The following is an 18,731-nucleotide window of genomic DNA, read 5'->3' as shown; positions in this document are numbered from 1 at the left end:
CTCAGAACTCAAGACTCAGAACTTAGATAGAACTCTTCTATTTCACTTTCACTTCTTTCACGCCTTCCCGCCCGAAGAACGTGGGGAAATACATTAGCTCGGCTTTGGCAGGATTTAAGGTGTAAGTGCCTTTGTAGCGCGGCAGCAGTTTGATGGTGAAGGTGTAATGGCCTTTGGTGAGGTAATTGGAGAAAATGCTCACTTTATGGCGGAAGTACTCACGGTGCGCCTCGTTTTGGCCCCAACTGGATTTGGTGTCATAAGAGCAACCAGCCGGAATGGGTACTTCAATCATCACGTAAGATGCGTTGGCCTTTACGTACACGTCTACTTCCATCTCTACGGGTTTACCGGCTTCCAGCGTGGCTTGGGTGGAGCCGGTTCCTACAAACCGGGTACGGACGGTAAAGTCTTTCTCTACCCGCTCGGGGTTTGCAATCCATTCGTTTTGGTAAGCGGTAAGGTACAGCGGCAAGGCTCCTTTTTTGCTCAGCGTGAGCGGTTGGGTAGGCGTGAAGGTAGTGTCTGCCGGAAACTGGCGCAGCGTGGTGTTCAGCGCCCCTGATAACGTCAATTGGTTCTCGGGTACCTGGCCTTTTTCCCGCATCAGATCAGGCAACAAGGTTTCCAGAATTCTAGCTGATTCATAGGTGTTGCGCCAATGGCCAGTACGCCGCTCGTTCAGCAGGAAAGCCTGTATCTTAAGTAGATCGCGCTCGTGCCCGCCCGCCGCTTTCAGAATTTCGTAGGCCAGCAGGGTGTTGGAGATGTGGCTGTCAAACAAGCTACTTTTCTCTATGCCCCAGTACATACCGCCCAGAGTGGTGGTATGGCGGTAATAATTGAGCGTATCCAGCGGAGCCTTTAACTGAAGTTTTTGCCGTAAACGGGTCAGGCGGAACTGGTCTTCTAAGATAAGGTGCGGCTGTTTTTCCAATTGGGTTATGTACGCCGGGAAATCTACTTTGCCGTCCAGTTGCTGCAAAATCTCTACGGCTCTTATCTTATCCTGCGCGTCTTTCCTTTCTACATGGTAGGTCAGGTAGTCAATAAGCGGCTGTTTCTTGAAACTAGTGGTAAAACCTTCCTGCTGGGCCATGACCAAGGCTTCGGTGACGTGGTGGCTGATCCAGAGGTAGGCGGGGCCGTTTTCCCACCAGCTCCAGGTGCCGTCTTGTTTCTGGGTTTTCTCCAGGTGCCTGATCAGGCGGCGCACCATTTTATCATGTTCAAACTCTTTGCCCAGCGCCGTTTGAATGCGCTTCTCCCACAGCAAGCCTTTCAGCTTAGAAGCGGCCTGCTCATTGCACCAGTACTCATAACGGTGCAGGTATTTGATTTCGTCCAGCATGACTTGCAGCAAATTGCTTTGAGCATAGAAGTGCACCGGGCCTTTGGCCGGATCAAACGTGAGCGTGAACGTGGAGTCAATAGGCAGAGACAGGAAAACGCCCTGGCGCTCCAGCACCCCTTTCTTGTACACCCCAATGTGCCGCCGCTCGCCGTCTGAAAAACCGCTGCCCTGCCGCAAAGAGTACAGTAGTTCCATGGAGTCAGGGGCCACGGCTGGAACCTGAATCATGACAGTATCTGTGAACACGCGGGCCAATTTCATATTCTGCTGCCGAAGCGTCTGACCGTTGAACTCAAACCTGGTTTGTACCGAGGCAGTATCTGGCAAGTAATTCACGGCCTTGCCGATGATCTGGGTTTTATCGCCTTCAATTAAAAATCGAGGTCCGTTGAGCGTGGCCATCATGGCTTTGAAGGACCGGATCTCGGTGCTGGCGCTACCGCTCCGTTTGTTTCCATCCATGGCCAATACATGGGCATTCCAACTGGTCACATCGCCGGGAAAGGTGACCGGGAACGCGACTTTGCCTTGTTTGTCGGTGGCCAGGCGTGGTTGCCAGAAAGCGTAATCAGAGAAGTAGCTGCGGATGGAGGCGGTGGCATCTGCCTCAGCTCCGGCCAAAAGCGGCTGCTCGGCCTCGGCTTTGCCTTTTTTGGTAGTAATGATGATGACGCCGTTGGCAGCGGCAGCTCCGTAAATGGCCGTGGCCTCCGAGCCTTTCAAGGTGGTAGAGGAGGCGATTGTGTTGGCGCCAATATCTCCTAAGTTACCGCTGAACGGTAGCCCGTCTACAATGATGAGCGGTTGGGTATTGCCTTGGATGGAAGAAATACCTCTGATTCTGACCCCGGCCACTTGACCCTGTAGTACCGTTGAAACTGAGCCAGTAACTTCACGCTTGCTCTGGACACCATAGCCAATTACCACCACTTCATCCAATGCTTTATAATCACCCATTAGCTTGATTTCAATGCGGCGGCTACCCCTAACAGGTACTTCCTGCGTCACATACCCAATGAAGGAGACCACCAGTACACCGTTAGTTGGGGCGTCAATGGTAAATCTGCCCTCCACATCGGTGGCCGTAGCCGTAGTAGTTCCTTTTACCTGAATAGTTGCTCCGGGCATGGTTTCTCCGGTAGCCGCATCAAACACTTGGCCCTGTACTTCCCCGAAGTACCTGGAGGAGCCGCTGTAAATAACCGTTGAAACCGGATCAGGCGGAGGTGTAGCAGAAAGCGGGACGGTAGTGGTAGCCCGGCGTTTGGCGGCCTCCACGCTGTTCTGTAGATACGCTTCCAAGGCTTTGGTCTCCGGGGTTGGGGCTTTCACCTGAGCTTTGCTGAAGCGCAGGCGCAGTTCTCCGTTTGGTTGAACAGTAACCAAAGTGCTGATCTGCCGATGGTCTGCAAACACCAGCACCAGTTTATATTTCTTAGGAGTTAGTTGGTTCAGTTGATTTGTAGTGCCGCGGTACATGGCTACTTGTTCATTGGCGGCGTTGGGCTCGTATAAAAAGAGAAATCTGGGGTTTTCCTTAAACGTGGAATCCAGTTGCCAGTGCAAGCGCCCTTGGCCAACTTCGGTGCGGTACTCTGGGCGGTTCAATATCTTCGCCAACCAGTAGGCGTACTGACTCTCTGCCCATTGCTGGCGCAGCCTTTCTTCTGTATAAGCTGTTTCTGCCAGGGAGCTGGAGGCTAGATGGTAGGTGTTGCCCTTAGGGTAAAGGGACACCTTGCCTGGAAACGTCTGTTTTTCGCGCATTTTCAGCAAACCGGGCTCAAAATGATGGGTGTAGTTGGCCTCCGGGGTAAAGCTGGTTTCAAAGTTTCCCAATGATTGAAACTGCACCAGACTGGGCCGGAAAGGTCCGGTTAAAAGGATTTTATCCCATTCATTTCCGCGGTGAAAGGTTCTGTTGGCAGAGCTGTTGGGCAGATACTGAATGGTTTTCCCTTGTTTGAGATAAGTAAGGCCAGTATGGAAATTCTGTTCCACGGGTACCAGGTACTTTGCGAGGGCACCTTGCTCTGCTTTTGCCAACTGTCCTTCTTCGGCGTGCTTCAGCAAAGAAGTCATCTTGTTTTGGTCGATGCTCAGGATGAGTTTCTGCCCGTGCTTCAGGTACACGCTATCTAGTTCTATGAAATGCTTGGCCGTGCGAAGTTTCAGGGAATGGTATCCGGTGTCGGCTGGGAAAGAATACGGAGGCACCACATCGGTACCAGAGAAATACACCGGCACCTGATTTATGAAAATCACGTGCACAGGCACCACTCTCCCGGAGTCTACCACAAAAGGCGCGAACTGGGTGAGGCTATCTGGGTTGGGCGTGTAGTTGTAATAAACCCCTTTTTCCGGGTACAATAAATCATAATACGCCAAGCTGTCTAAGCCCATGCTTTTCCGCCAGTAGTCCCACTGCAACAGGTGAGAACCTTGGCCCGGACTATCTTTCAAGGCGAAAGTGCGTCGGTCTTTTCTGCTTTGGTACTTACTGAATCTGGGAAGCTGAGGCAGGGAAGATGCCTTAAACTTAGACGTAAGGGCGTATGCGGTGAGGTCTACGTTGGCGGCGGGTTTGCCTTTGGCATTCTTTACCTGGAGCGTCAATGTAGTTTTTTGCCCGGGGTACACCGTGGCGGGCGCTTGCACCGTAATGTCCAGTTCGTTCTTCTGGAAAGGGGCATTGTACTCCTCGCTGCGCACCAGGCCACCCCACACGTACTGCACCGATGCATAGTACGGCTCCTGATTGGCGGCTTTGCGGTTGTATTGCCAAAAAGAAGTCGTATCCTGGCCTCGGTCAATTAAGCGGTTGTTCTTGTAGACGAAGTACCAGAAAGGCAAGCGTCTGGGATTTTGGATGCTCAGGAAAAGGGAATCGGCGGTGCGCTCAGAAAAGAATTGCAGGTTGGCGGGCTCATCCTGCAGGTCTAGGGTGCTTTCTAACTTGTCAACCACAATTTTGTACTCTTGGGTATGGGGTTGTAAAGGCAGTAAAGCAGGCAATTGCACTTTTTGCGTCTGCAATTTCTCTCCTTTAGCATCAGTTAAAATCAGGGTAGCTTCTTTGGGGAGGGACTTTTCGCCTTCCAGGTAGCTGGCCTGCAGGCTGTCCTTTAATAAGCTAAGGGTAAGGTGACCATCTTCAAAAGAATAGGTGCCTCTGGCGCTCTTGGTGCTCCGCTCGTTGCTGGAGTTCAGGAAAACTGCTTGTACCTGATAGTCTACGTTGGCCTTTGGAAAAATGGAGGCCGGAAGCTGGATGGTGGTTTCGCCGGAACTCTCCAGAGGTTGCTTATGTACCCACAACGTGTCTGGAATAAACTGCACCGGGTTTTTAATTTGCCTGATCTGCCGGGTAAGTACGGTGATTTCTACCCGGGCGTCGGTTAAGGTTAAGCCGTTGGCATCGGCGCCGCGCATAACCACGGAGTTGGTGTCACCGGCAAAGTGCTCTGGTTTCTCTAACCTGAGGGTGTACGTGTTCTCCTTCAGTTCATAATCTTCATACTTGAACTGAGTCCTGATGATTTGGTCATCGTCCCATTTCTTTTCCCGCACCAGATTTAGGTTCACGTAGGTGTCTAGCCTGAGTTGGAGGGAATCATGGAGCACAAAGGAACCTTCGTAGGCACCCGGGCGGTAGGGCTTCAGGTTCCCAACTTTCTTGGTTTTGCTGTTGCCGGTAATCTCCGCTTTCAAAGGTTTGCGGTACGGCTTTCCGTTGGGTTTCACCAGAAAAGCCTTGTACTGCACCGTGTCGTCGGGCCGGTACATCGGTTTGTTCAGGACCAGATATCCTTTGGGAGTTGTATCAAAGTTGTCAAGCCAGGAGCCATCAAATAAGTTGAAGAACTGCTGGACAAAGCCTCTGCGGTACCCATGGATGATACTATACCCAATATCCCGGAACGGACTCCAAAGATAATACACCGGCCGACCCAGTAGTACCTTCTTCCACAGCGGGGCTTTCCATTTTTTGTCTCTCTGCTCTACCGGTACATAGAACGTGTGGCCTTCGTGCGTCACCGAAAGTAACCCGCTTTTCTTGCTGTTAGGCAGGCGATAACTTCCGGAAGTAGCATCATAGGGCACTTTCTTTCTGCCTAGTTGCAGCTGGGCGGTGGTAATGGGGTTGCCCAAAGTATCATGCAGCACTGCCGCAAAATCTACGTGGTTTTTCAGCAACTGCACCTGTACGTTGGTTTGGCTTTCCAGCGTGTATTCTAAATCTGGCCCAGAAACATACGTGTACAGATAATGCCCTTGCGGTAGTTGCTTGGGGTAGCTCAATCCGGTAGGAAATGAATCTACCTTGGTGTGGAAGAAGCTCTTCTTAGCGGCGTCTATTCCTTGCTCATACAACTGCTTGGCCTCGGCATCGGTGATTTTGTAGAGGTAGGTGTAGTAACTGGTAGTGCGGCTGCGCGCTAAGTCTATTTGCCCATTGGCCTGAAAGCAGGGCAGCAGACAACAAGCGAACATGCAAAGGAAACACAGACGAAGACAGGAGGGCAGGTGCATGGAGACGCTTTTTTGTCTTAATATAGTGAATGTGCGGTATTATTCGGCATGCCGAGGGAAGCGCTTGCCTTTGATGTAGGGCTCTTTTCTGGAAAACCAGCCCCTAAACGGATTATCTGACCCGAAGGGCTTATTGGGAATTCTTAGTTTGTATGGGCGGCAAAAAAGCCTATTTTTGCGTACAGTTTAAACGAGAGCGTACATCTTTCACATAATCCACTACACATGAGTGTTTTAGTAAATAAAGATTCCAAAGTGATTGTGCAGGGCTTCACCGGCTCAGAGGGTTCTTTCCACGCACAGCAAATGATTGAGTATGGCACCAACGTAGTAGGTGGCGTAACGCCGGGCAAAGGTGGTTCTACCCACTTAGACCGTCCGGTGTTCAATACCGTGGCCGAGGCCGTACAGAAAGCCGGTGCTAACGTGTCTATCATTTTCGTGCCACCAGCGTTTGCCGCTGATGCCATCATGGAAGCCGCCGATGCCGGTATTGAAGTGATTGTAGCCATCACCGAAGGAATTCCGGTGAAAGACATGGTTGCCGCTAAAAACTACATCAAAAACAAGCCGGTTACCTTAATTGGGCCAAACTGCCCAGGCGTGATTACGCCAGGCGAAGCGAAAGTTGGTATTATGCCAGGTTTCGTGTTCAAGCCTGGTAGAATTGGTATCGTGTCTAAATCTGGTACCTTGACCTATGAGGCCGCCGACCAGATTGTGAAAGCTGGCTTGGGTATCTCTACCGCTATCGGAATTGGTGGTGACCCAATCATTGGAACGCCTACTAAAAACGCTGTACAACTGTTGATGGAAGACCCAGAGACGGATGCTATTGTGATGATTGGTGAGATTGGCGGTAACTACGAGGCCGTTGCTGCTGAATACATCCGGGCAACCGGCAACAAAAAGCCAGTGGTTGGTTTCATCGCAGGACAGACTGCTCCGGCTGGTCGTAGAATGGGTCACGCTGGTGCCATCATCGGCGGTGCCGATGATACTGCTGCTGCTAAAATGCGCATCATGCGTGAAAACGGCATCCACGTAGTAGACTCTCCCGCTGAAATTGGTGAGACTATGGTAAGAGTATTACAAGGCGAAGCGACCAACGCGTAAGCTTCTTCTTTTGAGATATGGAAAAGGCGGCTCTGCAAAGAGCCGCCTTTTGTTTTCAAAGCTGATTTCCGGAAAACACCGTCAAAGCGTATTACTTGATTTTGACCACCCGCACGGGGTTCCGCTCTTGCAAGCCGGCTGGTACGTGGGTGACAATCTCGTCGCGAAGGGTTTCAATCAGGCGTTTCTTTAGGAAGCTTCGGTGTACAACTAAACTGACTTCCCGCAACGGTTGTGGTTCGGCGAAGGGGCGGATCATGGCTTTCTTTTCTTCGGGTAAATCCAGCACAGACAACTCTGGCAGCAATGTCATGCCGCTCTGGGTTTCCACAATGCGTTTGAGGGTTTCCAGGGAGCCGCTTTCGTAGTCCAGGTGTACGTTTCGGATGCCCTTGGCTCGGTTGCAGAGCTGTAATACCTGGCTCCGAAAGCAGTGGCCGTCGTTGAGCAACCACAGATCAGCGGGGTCAATGGACTCGGCGGTAATGGTCTCCTGCTGGGACAGCGGGTGGGAGGGATGCAGGTAACCCACAAAGGCCTCGTAGAAAAGCGGCACCTCCACCATGGTTTTGTCGTGCAGCGGCGTTACCAACAAGCCTACATCCAGCAATTCGAGCCGCAGGTTCTCCACGATCTGGTTGGTGACCAGTTCCTGAATGGTCACGTGCACCTGCGGATATTTCTGGATAAACGAGGTGATAAACAGCGGCACCAAGTAGGGGGCTAGCGTGGGAATAATGCCTATTCTGAGTTCGCCGGTAATGCCGTCGCGCTGCACTTTCACCAGTTCCTCAATCTTCCTGAACTCGGCTACGGCCACTCTGGCTTGCGCAATAATCTCTTTCCCCAACTCTGTAGGTTTAACAGGCACGCGGCTCCGGTCAAATACCAGCACTCCCAGTTCTTCTTCCAGTTTCTGAATCTGCATGCTCAACGTAGGCTGCGTCACGAAACATTTTTCGGCGGCGGTGGCGAAATGGCGGTACGTATCTACAGACAGCAGGTATTCCAGTTGGGTAAGGGTCATTTTCGGAATGAGTGATTGAGAGGATGAATGATTAAGAAAATTAAGATTCGTTCTAAGCTTGTTTTGGGAAACTGCTCCTTATACCTTGTTCAGGTTTGCTGTTCTCAGGCAGGAGCGAAGTCTAAATTGCCAATAAAGATGCTCGCTGTTCTTGACCTGCTTTCACAAAAGAAGGCTTAAAACCAGGTTGTGGGTACTTTGTGCGAAGGTAATAGATTGTGATGATAATTATAAGACTATTATTGAGGTAATCGATTTAACCATTTGCCCCCATTTTCCCGTAAGGGAAGGCAGACGTTACATTTTAAAAAGATTACAAAGACTATGGAATCACATAATGAACTTGGACTGGAACGCAAAGACACCAAAGAGTTAGCCATTAAACTGAATGAGTTATTGGCCAATTACCACGTGTATTACCAGAATTTGCGGGCCTTCCATTGGAATATCAAAGGCGGGAACTTCTTCGCACTGCACGCGAAATTTGAAGAATTGTACACCGCTGCCTTTGAAACCATTGATGAAATTGCGGAGCGCATCTTAACCCTGCGCCACACACCTATGCACAGCTTCTCAGATTTTCTGGCTACCTCTAGAGTGCAGGAAAGAAAAAACCTGTCTTCTGATGTAGAAACCGTAGGTGCCACCGTAGAGAACATCGGGCAGATCATCCAACTGGAGCGTGAAGTCCTGGCCTTGGCGGCCGAACATGACGACGAAGGAACGCAAGGGCTCATCAGCGACAACCTGAATACCCTGGAGAAAAACCTCTGGATGCTGAATGCTTTCCAAGCCTCTTAAGATGAGATAGGAGGCCGCTTTCGGCCTGTTTTCCTAAAATCAACTTAAAAACCGCACCCGTATTTTCTTTACGGGTGCGGTTTTTTTATTAGGATGGATGTAAGGCCAATCCCTTGTGGTTGCCCTTCACAATACCGTTGGACAGGTCGCGACCTGTCCGTACATTCTCTGGAAAGTAGCATAGGGAATGGAAAGGGCAACCACAAGGGATTGCCCCTACAAACAAAAGCACCTTCCACTTTTCAGCAGAAGGCGCTTTTTTATCTATTTTCAGAAATCAGCTCCAAAAGGAGAAGCTAACAACTAATAACTATAAACTAATAACTATTTGGCGTAAGACACGGAACGCATCTCCCGGATGACCGTGATTTTGATCTGGCCAGGATACTGCATCTCTTTCTCAATCTTTTGGGAGATGTCAAAAGAAAGCTGCTGGGCGCGTTCATCAGTGACATTGTCGGCGTCTACCATCACGCGGAGTTCGCGGCCGGCCTGGATGGCGTAGCACTGGTTCACGCCGTCAAACGAGTGGGCCGTTTCTTCCAGTTCTTTCAGACGTTTGATGTACGACTCCATGATCTCGCGGCGGGCACCTGGGCGCGAGCCGGAGATGGCATCACAGGACTGAATGATAGGCGAAATCATAGCCGTCATTTCAATCTCGTCGTGGTGGGCGCCAATGGCGTTGCACACGTCTGGGTGTTCTTTGTATTGTTGGGCCAGTTGCATACCAATAATGGCGTGCGGCAATTCTGGTTCTTCAGTAGTTACTTTTCCAATATCGTGTAATAGACCAGCGCGTTTGGCGTGTTTCACATTCAGGCCAAGTTCAGCGGCCATGGTGGCGCAAAGGTTGGCTACCTCGCGGGAGTGTTGCAGCAGGTTCTGGCCGTACGAAGACCTAAAGCGCATGCGGCCCACCATTCTGATCAGTTCTGGGTGCAGACCGTGAATGCCGAGGTCAATGGCGGTACGCTCGCCAATCTCCACAATCTCCTCTTCAATGCTTTTCTTGGTTTTAGACACCACTTCCTCAATACGGGCCGGGTGAATCCGTCCGTCGGCTACCAGGCGGTGCAGGGAAAGACGGGCAATCTCACGTCTTACCGGGTCAAAACCAGAGATGATGATGGCTTCCGGGGTATCATCCACGATGATTTCCACGCCCGTGGCAGCTTCCAAGGCACGGATGTTCCGGCCTTCACGGCCGATGATTTTGCCTTTGATATCGTCAGACTCAATGTTGAAGATAGAGACGCAGTTCTCAATGGCGTGCTCGGCGGCGGTGCGCTGAATGGTCTCAATCACTACCTTTTTGGCTTCTTTGGTAGCGGTGAGTTTGGCCTCGGCCACAATGTCTTTGATGTAGGAAGAGGCACGGGTAGAGGCTTCGTTCTTCAGGTTTTCAACCAATTGCTCACGGGCTTCCTCGGCGCTCAGGTTAGCGATGCGCTCCAGGCGGCTCAGGATTTCGTGGTGATCTTGCTCTACTTTGGCTTGTTTGTCGCGGTACTGGGCCTCCAGGTCTTCTTTGCGCTTGTTAAAGCCGTCCAGCTGCTGGTTCAGTTTCTCTTTGAGGGCATCGGTTTCCTGCTCTTTTTTCTTCAGGTCTTCCTGCTGCTTGGTAATGAACTGCTCGCGCTGCTTTACCTTGTTCTCATTCTGAATAATAATGTTCTTCTTGCGGTTGGCCTCTTCCTCGTGCTCGGCTTTCAGCTTAAGGAAATGCTCCTTGGCTTCCAGCATCTTGTCTTTCTTCTGGGTTTCGGCTTTTACTTCCGCCTCGCGGATGATGAGTTTGGCGCGCTCAGTGGCTTGTTCTTCCTGCTCTTTGAAGAGCTTCAGGAGCAGCACGCGACCCGCATAGAAGCCTATGCCGGCGCCTATTACGGCTGCTAAAATGATATAAATAGTCATGACTATAACTTAAAGGGTTTAAGTATAGCAATGACACCAAGCCAATTTAGAACTTGTTTTACCTTCGCCTTTTGTGCTGCAACAGGCTAATCAAAGAACCTGCGTTTGCCTTTTTTTCGTCCCGTAGTACCACTACGAGCCTCTAAAAATGCTTCCGCAGAACCTTTGCCTAGCCTATTTCGCCTACAAAAGCAAAGCCAAAATAAGCTCAAATGCGGAGCGGACGGTTGATTATCCGAGCTGCAGAGAAGAGAGCAGTTGGTTCAAAGAAGAGAGTTTCTGCTCCAACGTGAGTTGGGTTTCTACGGAAGTATCTTCCGTTTTTATTTTGTCGGCGGCGGTTTCCAGGGCAATCATGGCCAGCAAATCCTGCTTATCATGAATCCCGAACTGCTCTCTGAACAATCTAATGCGTTCGTTCAGGTATTTCCCGGCCTGCCGTAGCCTTTCTTCCTCGTCCTCGTTTACCCGCATTGGATATTCGCGGTCGGCTATCTTGATTCGTATAGATAACTCACTCATGCCCAAATGCTTTATGTGCTGTCGTGGCGCGTTTGTTTGTTGACAGGTTGCCGTGCGTTGTATAAAAAGTGTAAAAATCCCGCATCACAAGCCTCAGGTTCTAAATTGGTATATGCGCGTGCAAGCACGCTATAAATTAAGGAGAACAAACAACCGCAACCAGACAACCCGTTTCCTAATCTCTTAAATAAGCGATGCACTTGTCAATTTCGCGCAAGTACTCGTTTATTTTCAGCTTCAACTCCGTTGAATTGGTGGTGTCTACTGCTATGGTTTGTACAATTTTACTAATATTATCTTGATTCTGAAAATTTTTTATCTCAGCATCTTTGTCCTGAATCACTTGCTGGAGGCGCGCAATTTCCTGGTGGGCTGCCTGAAGCCGTTCTTGCCCCGCCTGGTACTGCTGTACCAGCTGGTGTACTTTGCCCTCAATGGACTGTATCTGTTGCAGATAGGATTGGTCAGACATCTTACTTCCGGATTACGGCTCCTAATTGGTGCTCAAACTGTTGCATCAGGCGGCTCATGGTAGAATCAATCACTTTGTCGGTGAGGGTCTGGTTCTTGTCCTGCAGCGTGAAACTGATGGCAATGGCTTTCTTGCCGCTCTCAATTTTATCGCCTTCGTACACGTCAAACACGTTTACATCCTGCAGCAATTTCCGCTCTACCCGTTGGGCCACTTGCCTGATTTGGTCAAAAGATACGGATTTTTCCACCACCAAAGACAAATCGCGGCGCACTTCCGGGAATTTGGAGAGTTCTTCAAACACCAGTTTCTCTTTGTAGTTGCGCAGCAGATAGTCCCAGTTCAGCTCGGCGTACCATACCTGTTCTTTCACGTCTACCTGTTTGCACACGCTCTCCTTCAGCAGCCCGATGTGCCCCAACGTCACATCGCCTTTCTGGTAAGTAACGCCGCCCGCCAGGTACGGGTGCTGCGTAGGTTGGGTAGTGAAGTTGGGCTGACGGCACAGGGTCAATACCTGCTGTAGCTGTCCGGCCAAATCATGGAAAGAAGCCTTGGCTGTAGCCTGTTGCCAGCTTTCAGCGGCGCGGTTGCCCGTCATGAACAGAACCAGGTAGTTGTTCTCTTTGTATTTCTCGCCGTCTTTGCGGTACGTCTTGCCAATCTCAAATACCTTCAGGTCGCGCTGACGGCGGTTGATGTTGTGGCGCAACACTTCCAGACCTGAGTACACCAGCGTCAGACGCATGGCATCCAAATCTTCTGAGTTGTAGTTCAGAATAGGCACCAATTCTGCCGGAGTGTTGCCTTCTGCGTCTTTGTAGTAGTTGGAGTTAGTCAATGAATTGGTGATGGTCTCCAGAAACCCATTGGCTGCCAGAGAATCAGCAATACGCTTGGTAATCACCTCGGGGTCAGGATTCGGGAATTTAGCCAGGAAACTGGCCGCTAGGTTCTCGCTCAGTTGGATGTTATTGTACCCATAGATACGCAACACTTCTTCCACCACATCGGCCTCCCGGGTGACATCTACTTTGTGCGGCGGAATGGACAAGAGCAAGTCCTCAGCGGTTTCCTCATCTATCCCGATGCCCAAGTCGGTCAATATCTCTTTGATTCTGGCTTCGCCGATGTGCTGCCCGATTAACTGGTGCACCCGCGCGTAACTCACCCTGATTTGGGTAGGCTCCACGGGTGTTGAGTACACGTCCACAATTTCGGAAGAGATTTCCCCGCCTGCCACTTCCTGAATAAGCAAAGCGGCCCGTTTCAAAGCCGTAATGACCATGTTAGGGTCTGTGCCGCGCTCATACCGGAACGAGGAATCAGTTTTGATGCCGTGCGTCTGCGAGGTTTTCCGGATACCGGCCGGGGAGAAGTAAGCGCTCTCCAGGAAGATGTTCTGCGTTGCCTCCGTCACGCCCGCCTGCAAACCCCCGAATACACCCGCCAATACCATCGGCTCCTCGGCATTACTGATGGTCAGGTCTTCGGTACGTAACGTGCGTTCCATACTGTCCAGGGTGGTGAACTTGGCTCCTTCAGAAGCGTTCTTTACAATGATTTTGCCGCCTTTGATTTTCGCGGCGTCAAACGCGTGCATGGGTTGGCCCAATTCGTGCAGCACGTAATTGGTCACGTCCACCACGTTGTTAATCGGCGACAAGCCGATAGCTCTTAATCTTTGCTGTAACCACTTAGGCGAATCCTGTACGGTCACGCCTGAGATGCTCACACCAGCGTAGCGCGGACAAGCCTCCGTGTTTTCCACTTCCACCGAGATAGGCAGGTTGGTATTGGCTACTTTGAACTCAGAAAGGTCAGGCAATTGGTACGGTGTCTTGAGCAAAGCCTGCAAATCACGGGCAACCCCTAAGTGAGAGGCAGCATCGGCGCGGTTAGGCGTTAAGCCAATTTCAAACACCTCATCAGACGCCAACCCGAAATACTGGGCAGCCGGCGTGCCGATGGGCAAATCGGTGTCTAGCACCATGATGCCGGAATGGTCAGTGCCCAAGCCGATTTCGTCCTCGGCGCAAATCATGCCTTCTGAAACCGCACCTCTAATTTTAGACTTCTTGATTTGGAACGGTTCGCCACCGGCAGGGTACAAGGTAGCACCTACGGTCGCAATCACTACTTTCTGGCCTGCCGCTACGTTGGCCGCACCGCACACAATGTGCTTGGGTTCGCCTTCGCCGGTGTCAACAGTGGTCACGCTCAGTTTATCGGCATCGGGGTGTTTGCCGCAGGTGAGTACCTCGCCAATGACCATGCCTTGCAACCCGCCGGGCACTACGTCTACGGTTTCAATGCCTTCCACTTCCAAACCGGCATCGGTGAGGAGTTGGCCCACTTCCTGGGCAGGTTTATCTATCGCGATTAAGGTTTTCAGCCAATCAAGTGATATGCGCATGGTGTTAAATCAAAGTAAGGACAGGTGCAGCCACGCCGCACCCGAAGCCATTTTGCGGCTACAATTTTCAAAATTACCAAAAACTGGTAAACATGGGTGTAAAGGATTGATTTTTTGTGGCGGCTTCAGCGCAGACGCTCGCAGGTCTCCCAGACGCTACGAGGTCTTTTGAACAAGCGATATAGCGGTGGCGCTCAGAAACTCCCCTCCTAATTTAGGAGGGGTGCCCGGAGGGTGGGGTGGTCAAAAAGCGGTAAACGAAGTAGCAACTTAGATTACCTGCAATCCCGTTTCGCTGCGCTGCAGCGAGGGTAGTCAGAGACTACCCAGCACCGGAGGCACGAGTCAGAGACTCGCGCCAGCACTTTCTTTTACTTTACTCTCTTACTCACTCAAGACTCAAGACTCAGAACTCGCGAAGTTTACTTCGCAAAAGCTTGTTCCCCGGCGGGAATCTTGACCTTCAATCGGTTCTCGGCAGGGGGCATGGGGCAGGCGAACTCGGGGTTGTAGGCGCAGAAGGGGTTGTAAGCTTTGTTGAAGTCCAGCACAATGGTTTGCCCGTTAGGGATGGCGTCTAAATAACGCCCGCCGCCGTAGGTTTCAAAGCCGTTGGTCTGGTCGGTGAACGGGATGAAAAGTGTATCTGATACGGAACCTGCTTTTTGAAATAAGGTGAGCGTGTGTTGCTGCCCGTCCAGTTCAAACGAGGCTTTCCCTTTCACAAAGTACGGTTCTTGCGTGCCGGTGGTCATGGGCATGGCCACGGGTTCTTTACTTTCTATAGACGTGAAATCAGCGGCAATCTCATAGTCCCGGGAAGGAGCGTAGTAGTTAAGTTTGTTGAAGGCGCGCCGCAGCGAATCTGGCAGGGGAGAGCGGGTGAGGCTCCGGAAGGTGAGATCCTTGTTTTCGCGGTATTTCAGGACGGCCTGGTTGTAGCTTTCATCGTTGAAAAACAGGTCCTTCATGAGATACCCAACAATAAGCAGGACGCCAATAATGATAATGTATTTGAATCCTTTCATGAACAATAGCAGATGGAAGCCGCGAAGTTCGGAAAGAAATTGATAACATGGAGAAAGGAACCGCTTTTGGCCTCTTTTTCTGAAAACATGCCAAAACGAAATACGTAGCTGCGTTACACCGTAACGCCGTGGTTCTATGAAACGAAAACGCCTCCCCTGGAACGACCCTTTCATTCTAAACTGGTTCAACTAGGTTTGAGCCGTGGGTTGCTGCGTGGGACCACGGCGTTACAGGGTAACGCCGCTACGGTCTTTTCGGCCCATTTTGGAAATCTACTCTAAAAAAGAAGGCTGCAACTTTTCAGCAGCAGCCCTCCAAACAGACAAACCAATCAGCAATCAACAATCAAAGCAGGTCTTCATCCGCGAAGCTGTAGTAGCTGTTATCGGTGAAGATGAGGTGGTCCAGGATGGGCAGGTCCAGGACTTTGCCGGCTTCTTGTAGTTTTTTGGTGAGGGAAATATCGGCGGCGCTGGGTTTCAGTTGACCCGAAGGATGGTTGTGCACCAGAATAATGGCGCTGGCCAGATTTTCCAGAGCGTGTTTGAAGATGAGTTTGGGGTCTGCCACGGTACCAGCCACACCGCCGCTGCTGATCTGGATTTTCTTCATGATGGTGTTGGCGCGGTTGAGCAGGATGATCCAGAACTCCTCGTGCGGCAAATCCAGCAGGTGCGGACGGATGTACTCGTAAATATCAGTGGAGCAAGTGATACGGGTTTTTACGGCAGGAGCCGCCTCTTTGCGTCTTCGGCCTAGTTCCAGGGCACTCACAATGGAAATGGCTTTGGCTTCGCCGATGCCTTTGTGTTTTTGCAGTTCCTTTACCGTGAGGCGGGCCAAAGCGTTCAGGTCGTTGTCTACGGCGTTCAGAATCAGCTTGGCTACGTCAACGGCGCTGAGTTTGGGCGTACCAGAGCCAATCAGAATGCCAATCAACTCGGCGTCAGAGAGCGCGGCGCGACCTTTTAAGAGCAGCTTTTCGCGCGGACGGTCTTCTTCGGCCCAGGATTTGATGGAGAGCGGTGCGGCAGCGTAGGCAACAGACATACGTTTTTAAGTTGGTTTCTAGGAATAAGGCTAAATTTTGATTTACAAGTACAAACGAAGAGAAATAGTTCACCGGCGTTCTCTTAATTTCCGTACACCCTCCGTTGCGGCAACCTACCTTTGCGGCCATTACTCAGTTTTATAAAATATATGTTCAGACTGATCATCACGTTAATACTCGTTTTAGTCATAGATATCTATGTTTTTCAGGCGGTGCGTACGGTGGCAGCCGGGTTTTCGCCCGGTATCCGGAAAGCCGTTTTCATTCTGTACTGGGCAGTCAGCCTTTTTACCCTGGGCACGCTGCTGCTGGCCTTACTGACCCGGGGCTCGGCTCCCAATCCCGTGCGCATGCAGGTGGCCAACGTGCTCTTTATCCTGTTCATCTCTAAAGTAGTGGTGGTGCTGTTCCTGTTTCTGGATGACCTGGTACGGTTGGTGCAGTGGATCTCCAATACGGTGCGCGGACCGGAGCAACCTAAGTTTGATGTGTCCCGCCATAAGTTTATGAGCCAGTTGGCTCTGGTGATGGGGGCGCTTCCGTTTGCGTCGCTGATCTGGGGCATGGTGAAGGGCGCGTATGACTACCAGGTGAAGAAAGTGACCATCAAGCTGCCTAACCTGCCGCCCGCCTTTGACGGTTTCCGGATGTTGCAGATCACGGACATGCACTCGGGCAGTTTCCATTCAGGGGAGCCGCTGGAGAAAGCGGTGGCACTCATCAACAAACAGGCCGCCGATGTGGTGGTATTTACCGGCGATTTGGTCAACAACGTGGCCTCTGAGGTTGAGCCGTACATTCCTACACTGGCAAAAATCAAAGCTCCCTACGGCGTTTTTTCCATTCTGGGCAACCATGACTACGGCGACTATGTGGATTGGGAAAGCCGCGAGGCCAAAAGCCAGAACCTGAACACGCTTAAGCAACACCACCGCGCTGCCGGTTGGGACCTGCTCCTGAACGAACATCGCGTCTTGGAGCGGAACGGGCAGCAGATTGCCTTGTTGGGCGTAGAGAACTGGGGCCATCGCATGAACTTCCCCAAGTACGGGATCATGTCCAAAGCCTACGCGGGCACCGAGCAATATCCGGTCAAGATCCTGCTCTCGCATGATCCTTCGCACTGGGACGGCGAAGTAACCCTCAAATACCCCGACATTGACCTGATGCTCTCTGGCCACACCCACGGCATGCAGTTTGGCGTGAACATTCCCGGCTGGAAATGGAGCCCGGTGCAGTACGTCTACAAACAATGGGCGGGCTTGTACAGAAAAGGCAGGCAGTTGCTGTATGTGAACGTAGGCCTTGGATTTCTGGGCTACCACGGGCGCGTAGGCTTTTTACCGGAGATTACCGTCTTTGAATTCAAGCGCGGATAAAAGCCCGTCCAAGAACAGGTGAATTAAATTTCTTTCCTGAAAATTTTCAAACAGAGTACAATTCCTGCTTTATGGCCGTTTTTGCGAAAAGAGCTATAAAGCAGGAGTTTTTTATTTCAGGAAGCCGAGGAAGAAGGTTCTGGTGAGGAAAGTGGTGTGGTTTAAGTGCAATTTCCAGAAAACCTGCCATAAAAGGCGCCGTAAAACTGCTGGAACAAGCCTAAGAAACGGGGCGGTTTTGTTTCAACAAAAAATAAGACTATGAAAAAGTACATGTTAATGATGCTAGCGGCCGGAGCCCTTACCTTCTCCGCTTGTCGTGAAGATGCCGGCACCTCAAGTGAATCGCAGGAAAATGACAGCAGCACGCCAGACAATGCCTCTGGTGAAACAAACGACAGCTCTACCGTTTACAACTATGAGCAAGAGTCTCGGGACAGAGCTAACCGCATGTCTTCCCAGATCTCGCAGGACCTGAGCTTAGACGAGGCTACCCAGGCCCGCATCCGTACCGTGATGTACAACCGCGCCCGCATGATGGACGAACTGGAAACCCGTTTCAGCAGCACTAACCAGAGTGCCGGTCTGGCCGCAGACAGCCAAAGCACCATGAGTGATGACATGCTGGTGGAAGATGAGAGCATGGCAGACAGCGGCATGGCCGTCCAGAGTTCTGTGACTGTAACTGGTTACCCCGATGATTATCCCACGCAATATTACAGTGAGATAGAATCCATCAACTCCAACGTAGACATGGAAGTGAAAGGCTTCCTGACACCGGCACAATTCAAGATGTACGAAGCCAACCGTCAGAAATACTACAGTGGCGAGGCCAAATACAAAGCCCAGGACGGTTCCAAACTGAAATACGACGGCGATGAAGCCAAACTGAAAGCCGGTGACACCAAAGTGAAAAGAGATGGTGACGAGTCTAAACTCAAAACCGATAACGTCAAAGTGAAAAAAGAGCCCGGTGAGTCTAAAGTAAAAACCGATGACGCCAAACTGAAGCGCGAAAAGGACGAGGTGAAATACAAGTCCGGCGATACTAAAATAAAACTGGAGAACTAATCGTTCTCTCAGTATCTTTGAAAGGCTTGCCCGTAAGAAAGGC

At 51.0% G+C, this 18,731-nt stretch carries 12 protein-coding genes; 4 read left to right on the top strand and 8 right to left on the bottom strand.

Annotated elements, in window-relative coordinates; genetic code table 11:
- Positions 1–37: 37 nt before the first annotated feature.
- Positions 38–5,887: a carboxypeptidase-like regulatory domain-containing protein gene (locus ACY0JR_RS10355; RefSeq protein WP_462633986.1), complete on the bottom strand. Its 5,850-nt coding sequence runs from the start codon at positions 5,885–5,887 to the stop codon at positions 38–40.
- A 225-nt stretch (positions 5,888–6,112) separates the two neighbouring features.
- On the opposite strand from ACY0JR_RS10355, the gene sucD reads away from it, so the two are divergent.
- Positions 6,113–7,003, top strand: coding sequence for a succinate--CoA ligase subunit alpha (sucD, locus tag ACY0JR_RS10350; protein WP_462633985.1), 891 nt, complete (start codon positions 6,113–6,115; stop codon positions 7,001–7,003).
- Between the two features lie 91 nt (positions 7,004–7,094).
- On the opposite strand, the gene ACY0JR_RS10345 is transcribed toward sucD, so the two are convergent.
- Positions 7,095–8,030 carry a LysR substrate-binding domain-containing protein gene (locus tag ACY0JR_RS10345; protein ID WP_462633984.1) on the bottom strand — a complete coding sequence of 312 codons (936 nt, stop codon included), beginning with the start codon at positions 8,028–8,030 and terminating at the stop codon, positions 7,095–7,097.
- Positions 8,031–8,354: 324 nt separating this feature from the next.
- Between ACY0JR_RS10345 and ACY0JR_RS10340 the strand changes: the two genes are divergently transcribed.
- A complete protein-coding gene (locus ACY0JR_RS10340; protein WP_462633983.1) occupies positions 8,355–8,831 on the top strand; it encodes a Dps family protein in 477 nt (158 codons plus the stop codon).
- A 324-nt stretch (positions 8,832–9,155) separates the two neighbouring features.
- On the opposite strand, the gene rny is transcribed toward ACY0JR_RS10340, so the two are convergent.
- The 6 genes from rny to radC form a co-directional block, all read right to left on the bottom strand.
- The gene (gene rny, locus ACY0JR_RS10335) at positions 9,156–10,748 is read right to left on the bottom strand and encodes a ribonuclease Y (RefSeq protein ID WP_462633982.1); all 1,593 of its coding nucleotides are present in this window, start codon (positions 10,746–10,748) and stop codon (positions 9,156–9,158) included.
- A 231-nt stretch (positions 10,749–10,979) separates the two neighbouring features.
- Positions 10,980–11,270, bottom strand: coding sequence for a cell division protein ZapA (locus ACY0JR_RS10330; RefSeq protein ID WP_462633980.1), 291 nt, complete (start codon positions 11,268–11,270; stop codon positions 10,980–10,982).
- A 175-nt stretch (positions 11,271–11,445) separates the two neighbouring features.
- A complete protein-coding gene (locus tag ACY0JR_RS10325; protein ID WP_462633979.1) occupies positions 11,446–11,742 on the bottom strand; it encodes a hypothetical protein in 297 nt (98 codons plus the stop codon).
- A gap of 1 nt (position 11,743) precedes the next feature.
- The gene (gene pheT / locus ACY0JR_RS10320) at positions 11,744–14,158 is read right to left on the bottom strand and encodes a phenylalanine--tRNA ligase subunit beta (protein WP_462633978.1); all 2,415 of its coding nucleotides are present in this window, start codon (positions 14,156–14,158) and stop codon (positions 11,744–11,746) included.
- 422 nt (positions 14,159–14,580) lie between these two features.
- Complete coding sequence (locus tag ACY0JR_RS10315) at positions 14,581–15,186, bottom strand: DUF1684 domain-containing protein (protein ID WP_462633977.1); 606 nt, start codon at positions 15,184–15,186, stop codon at positions 14,581–14,583.
- Between the two features lie 346 nt (positions 15,187–15,532).
- A complete protein-coding gene (gene radC, locus ACY0JR_RS10310) occupies positions 15,533–16,237 on the bottom strand; it encodes a RadC family protein (protein ID WP_462633975.1) in 705 nt (234 codons plus the stop codon).
- 150 nt (positions 16,238–16,387) lie between these two features.
- Between radC and ACY0JR_RS10305 the strand changes: the two genes are divergently transcribed.
- Positions 16,388–17,617, top strand: a complete 1,230-nt coding sequence (locus tag ACY0JR_RS10305; RefSeq protein WP_462633974.1) for a metallophosphoesterase — start codon at positions 16,388–16,390, stop codon at positions 17,615–17,617.
- A gap of 261 nt (positions 17,618–17,878) precedes the next feature.
- Complete coding sequence (locus ACY0JR_RS10300; protein ID WP_462633973.1) at positions 17,879–18,688, top strand: hypothetical protein; 810 nt, start codon at positions 17,879–17,881, stop codon at positions 18,686–18,688.
- The last annotated feature ends 43 nt before the right edge of the window (positions 18,689–18,731 follow it).

The sequence above is a fragment of the Rufibacter sp. JT3400010 genome, assembly GCF_054956755.1.
Note: the sequence above shows the minus strand (reverse complement) of the source record. Positions and strands in the feature narration are given on the sequence as shown.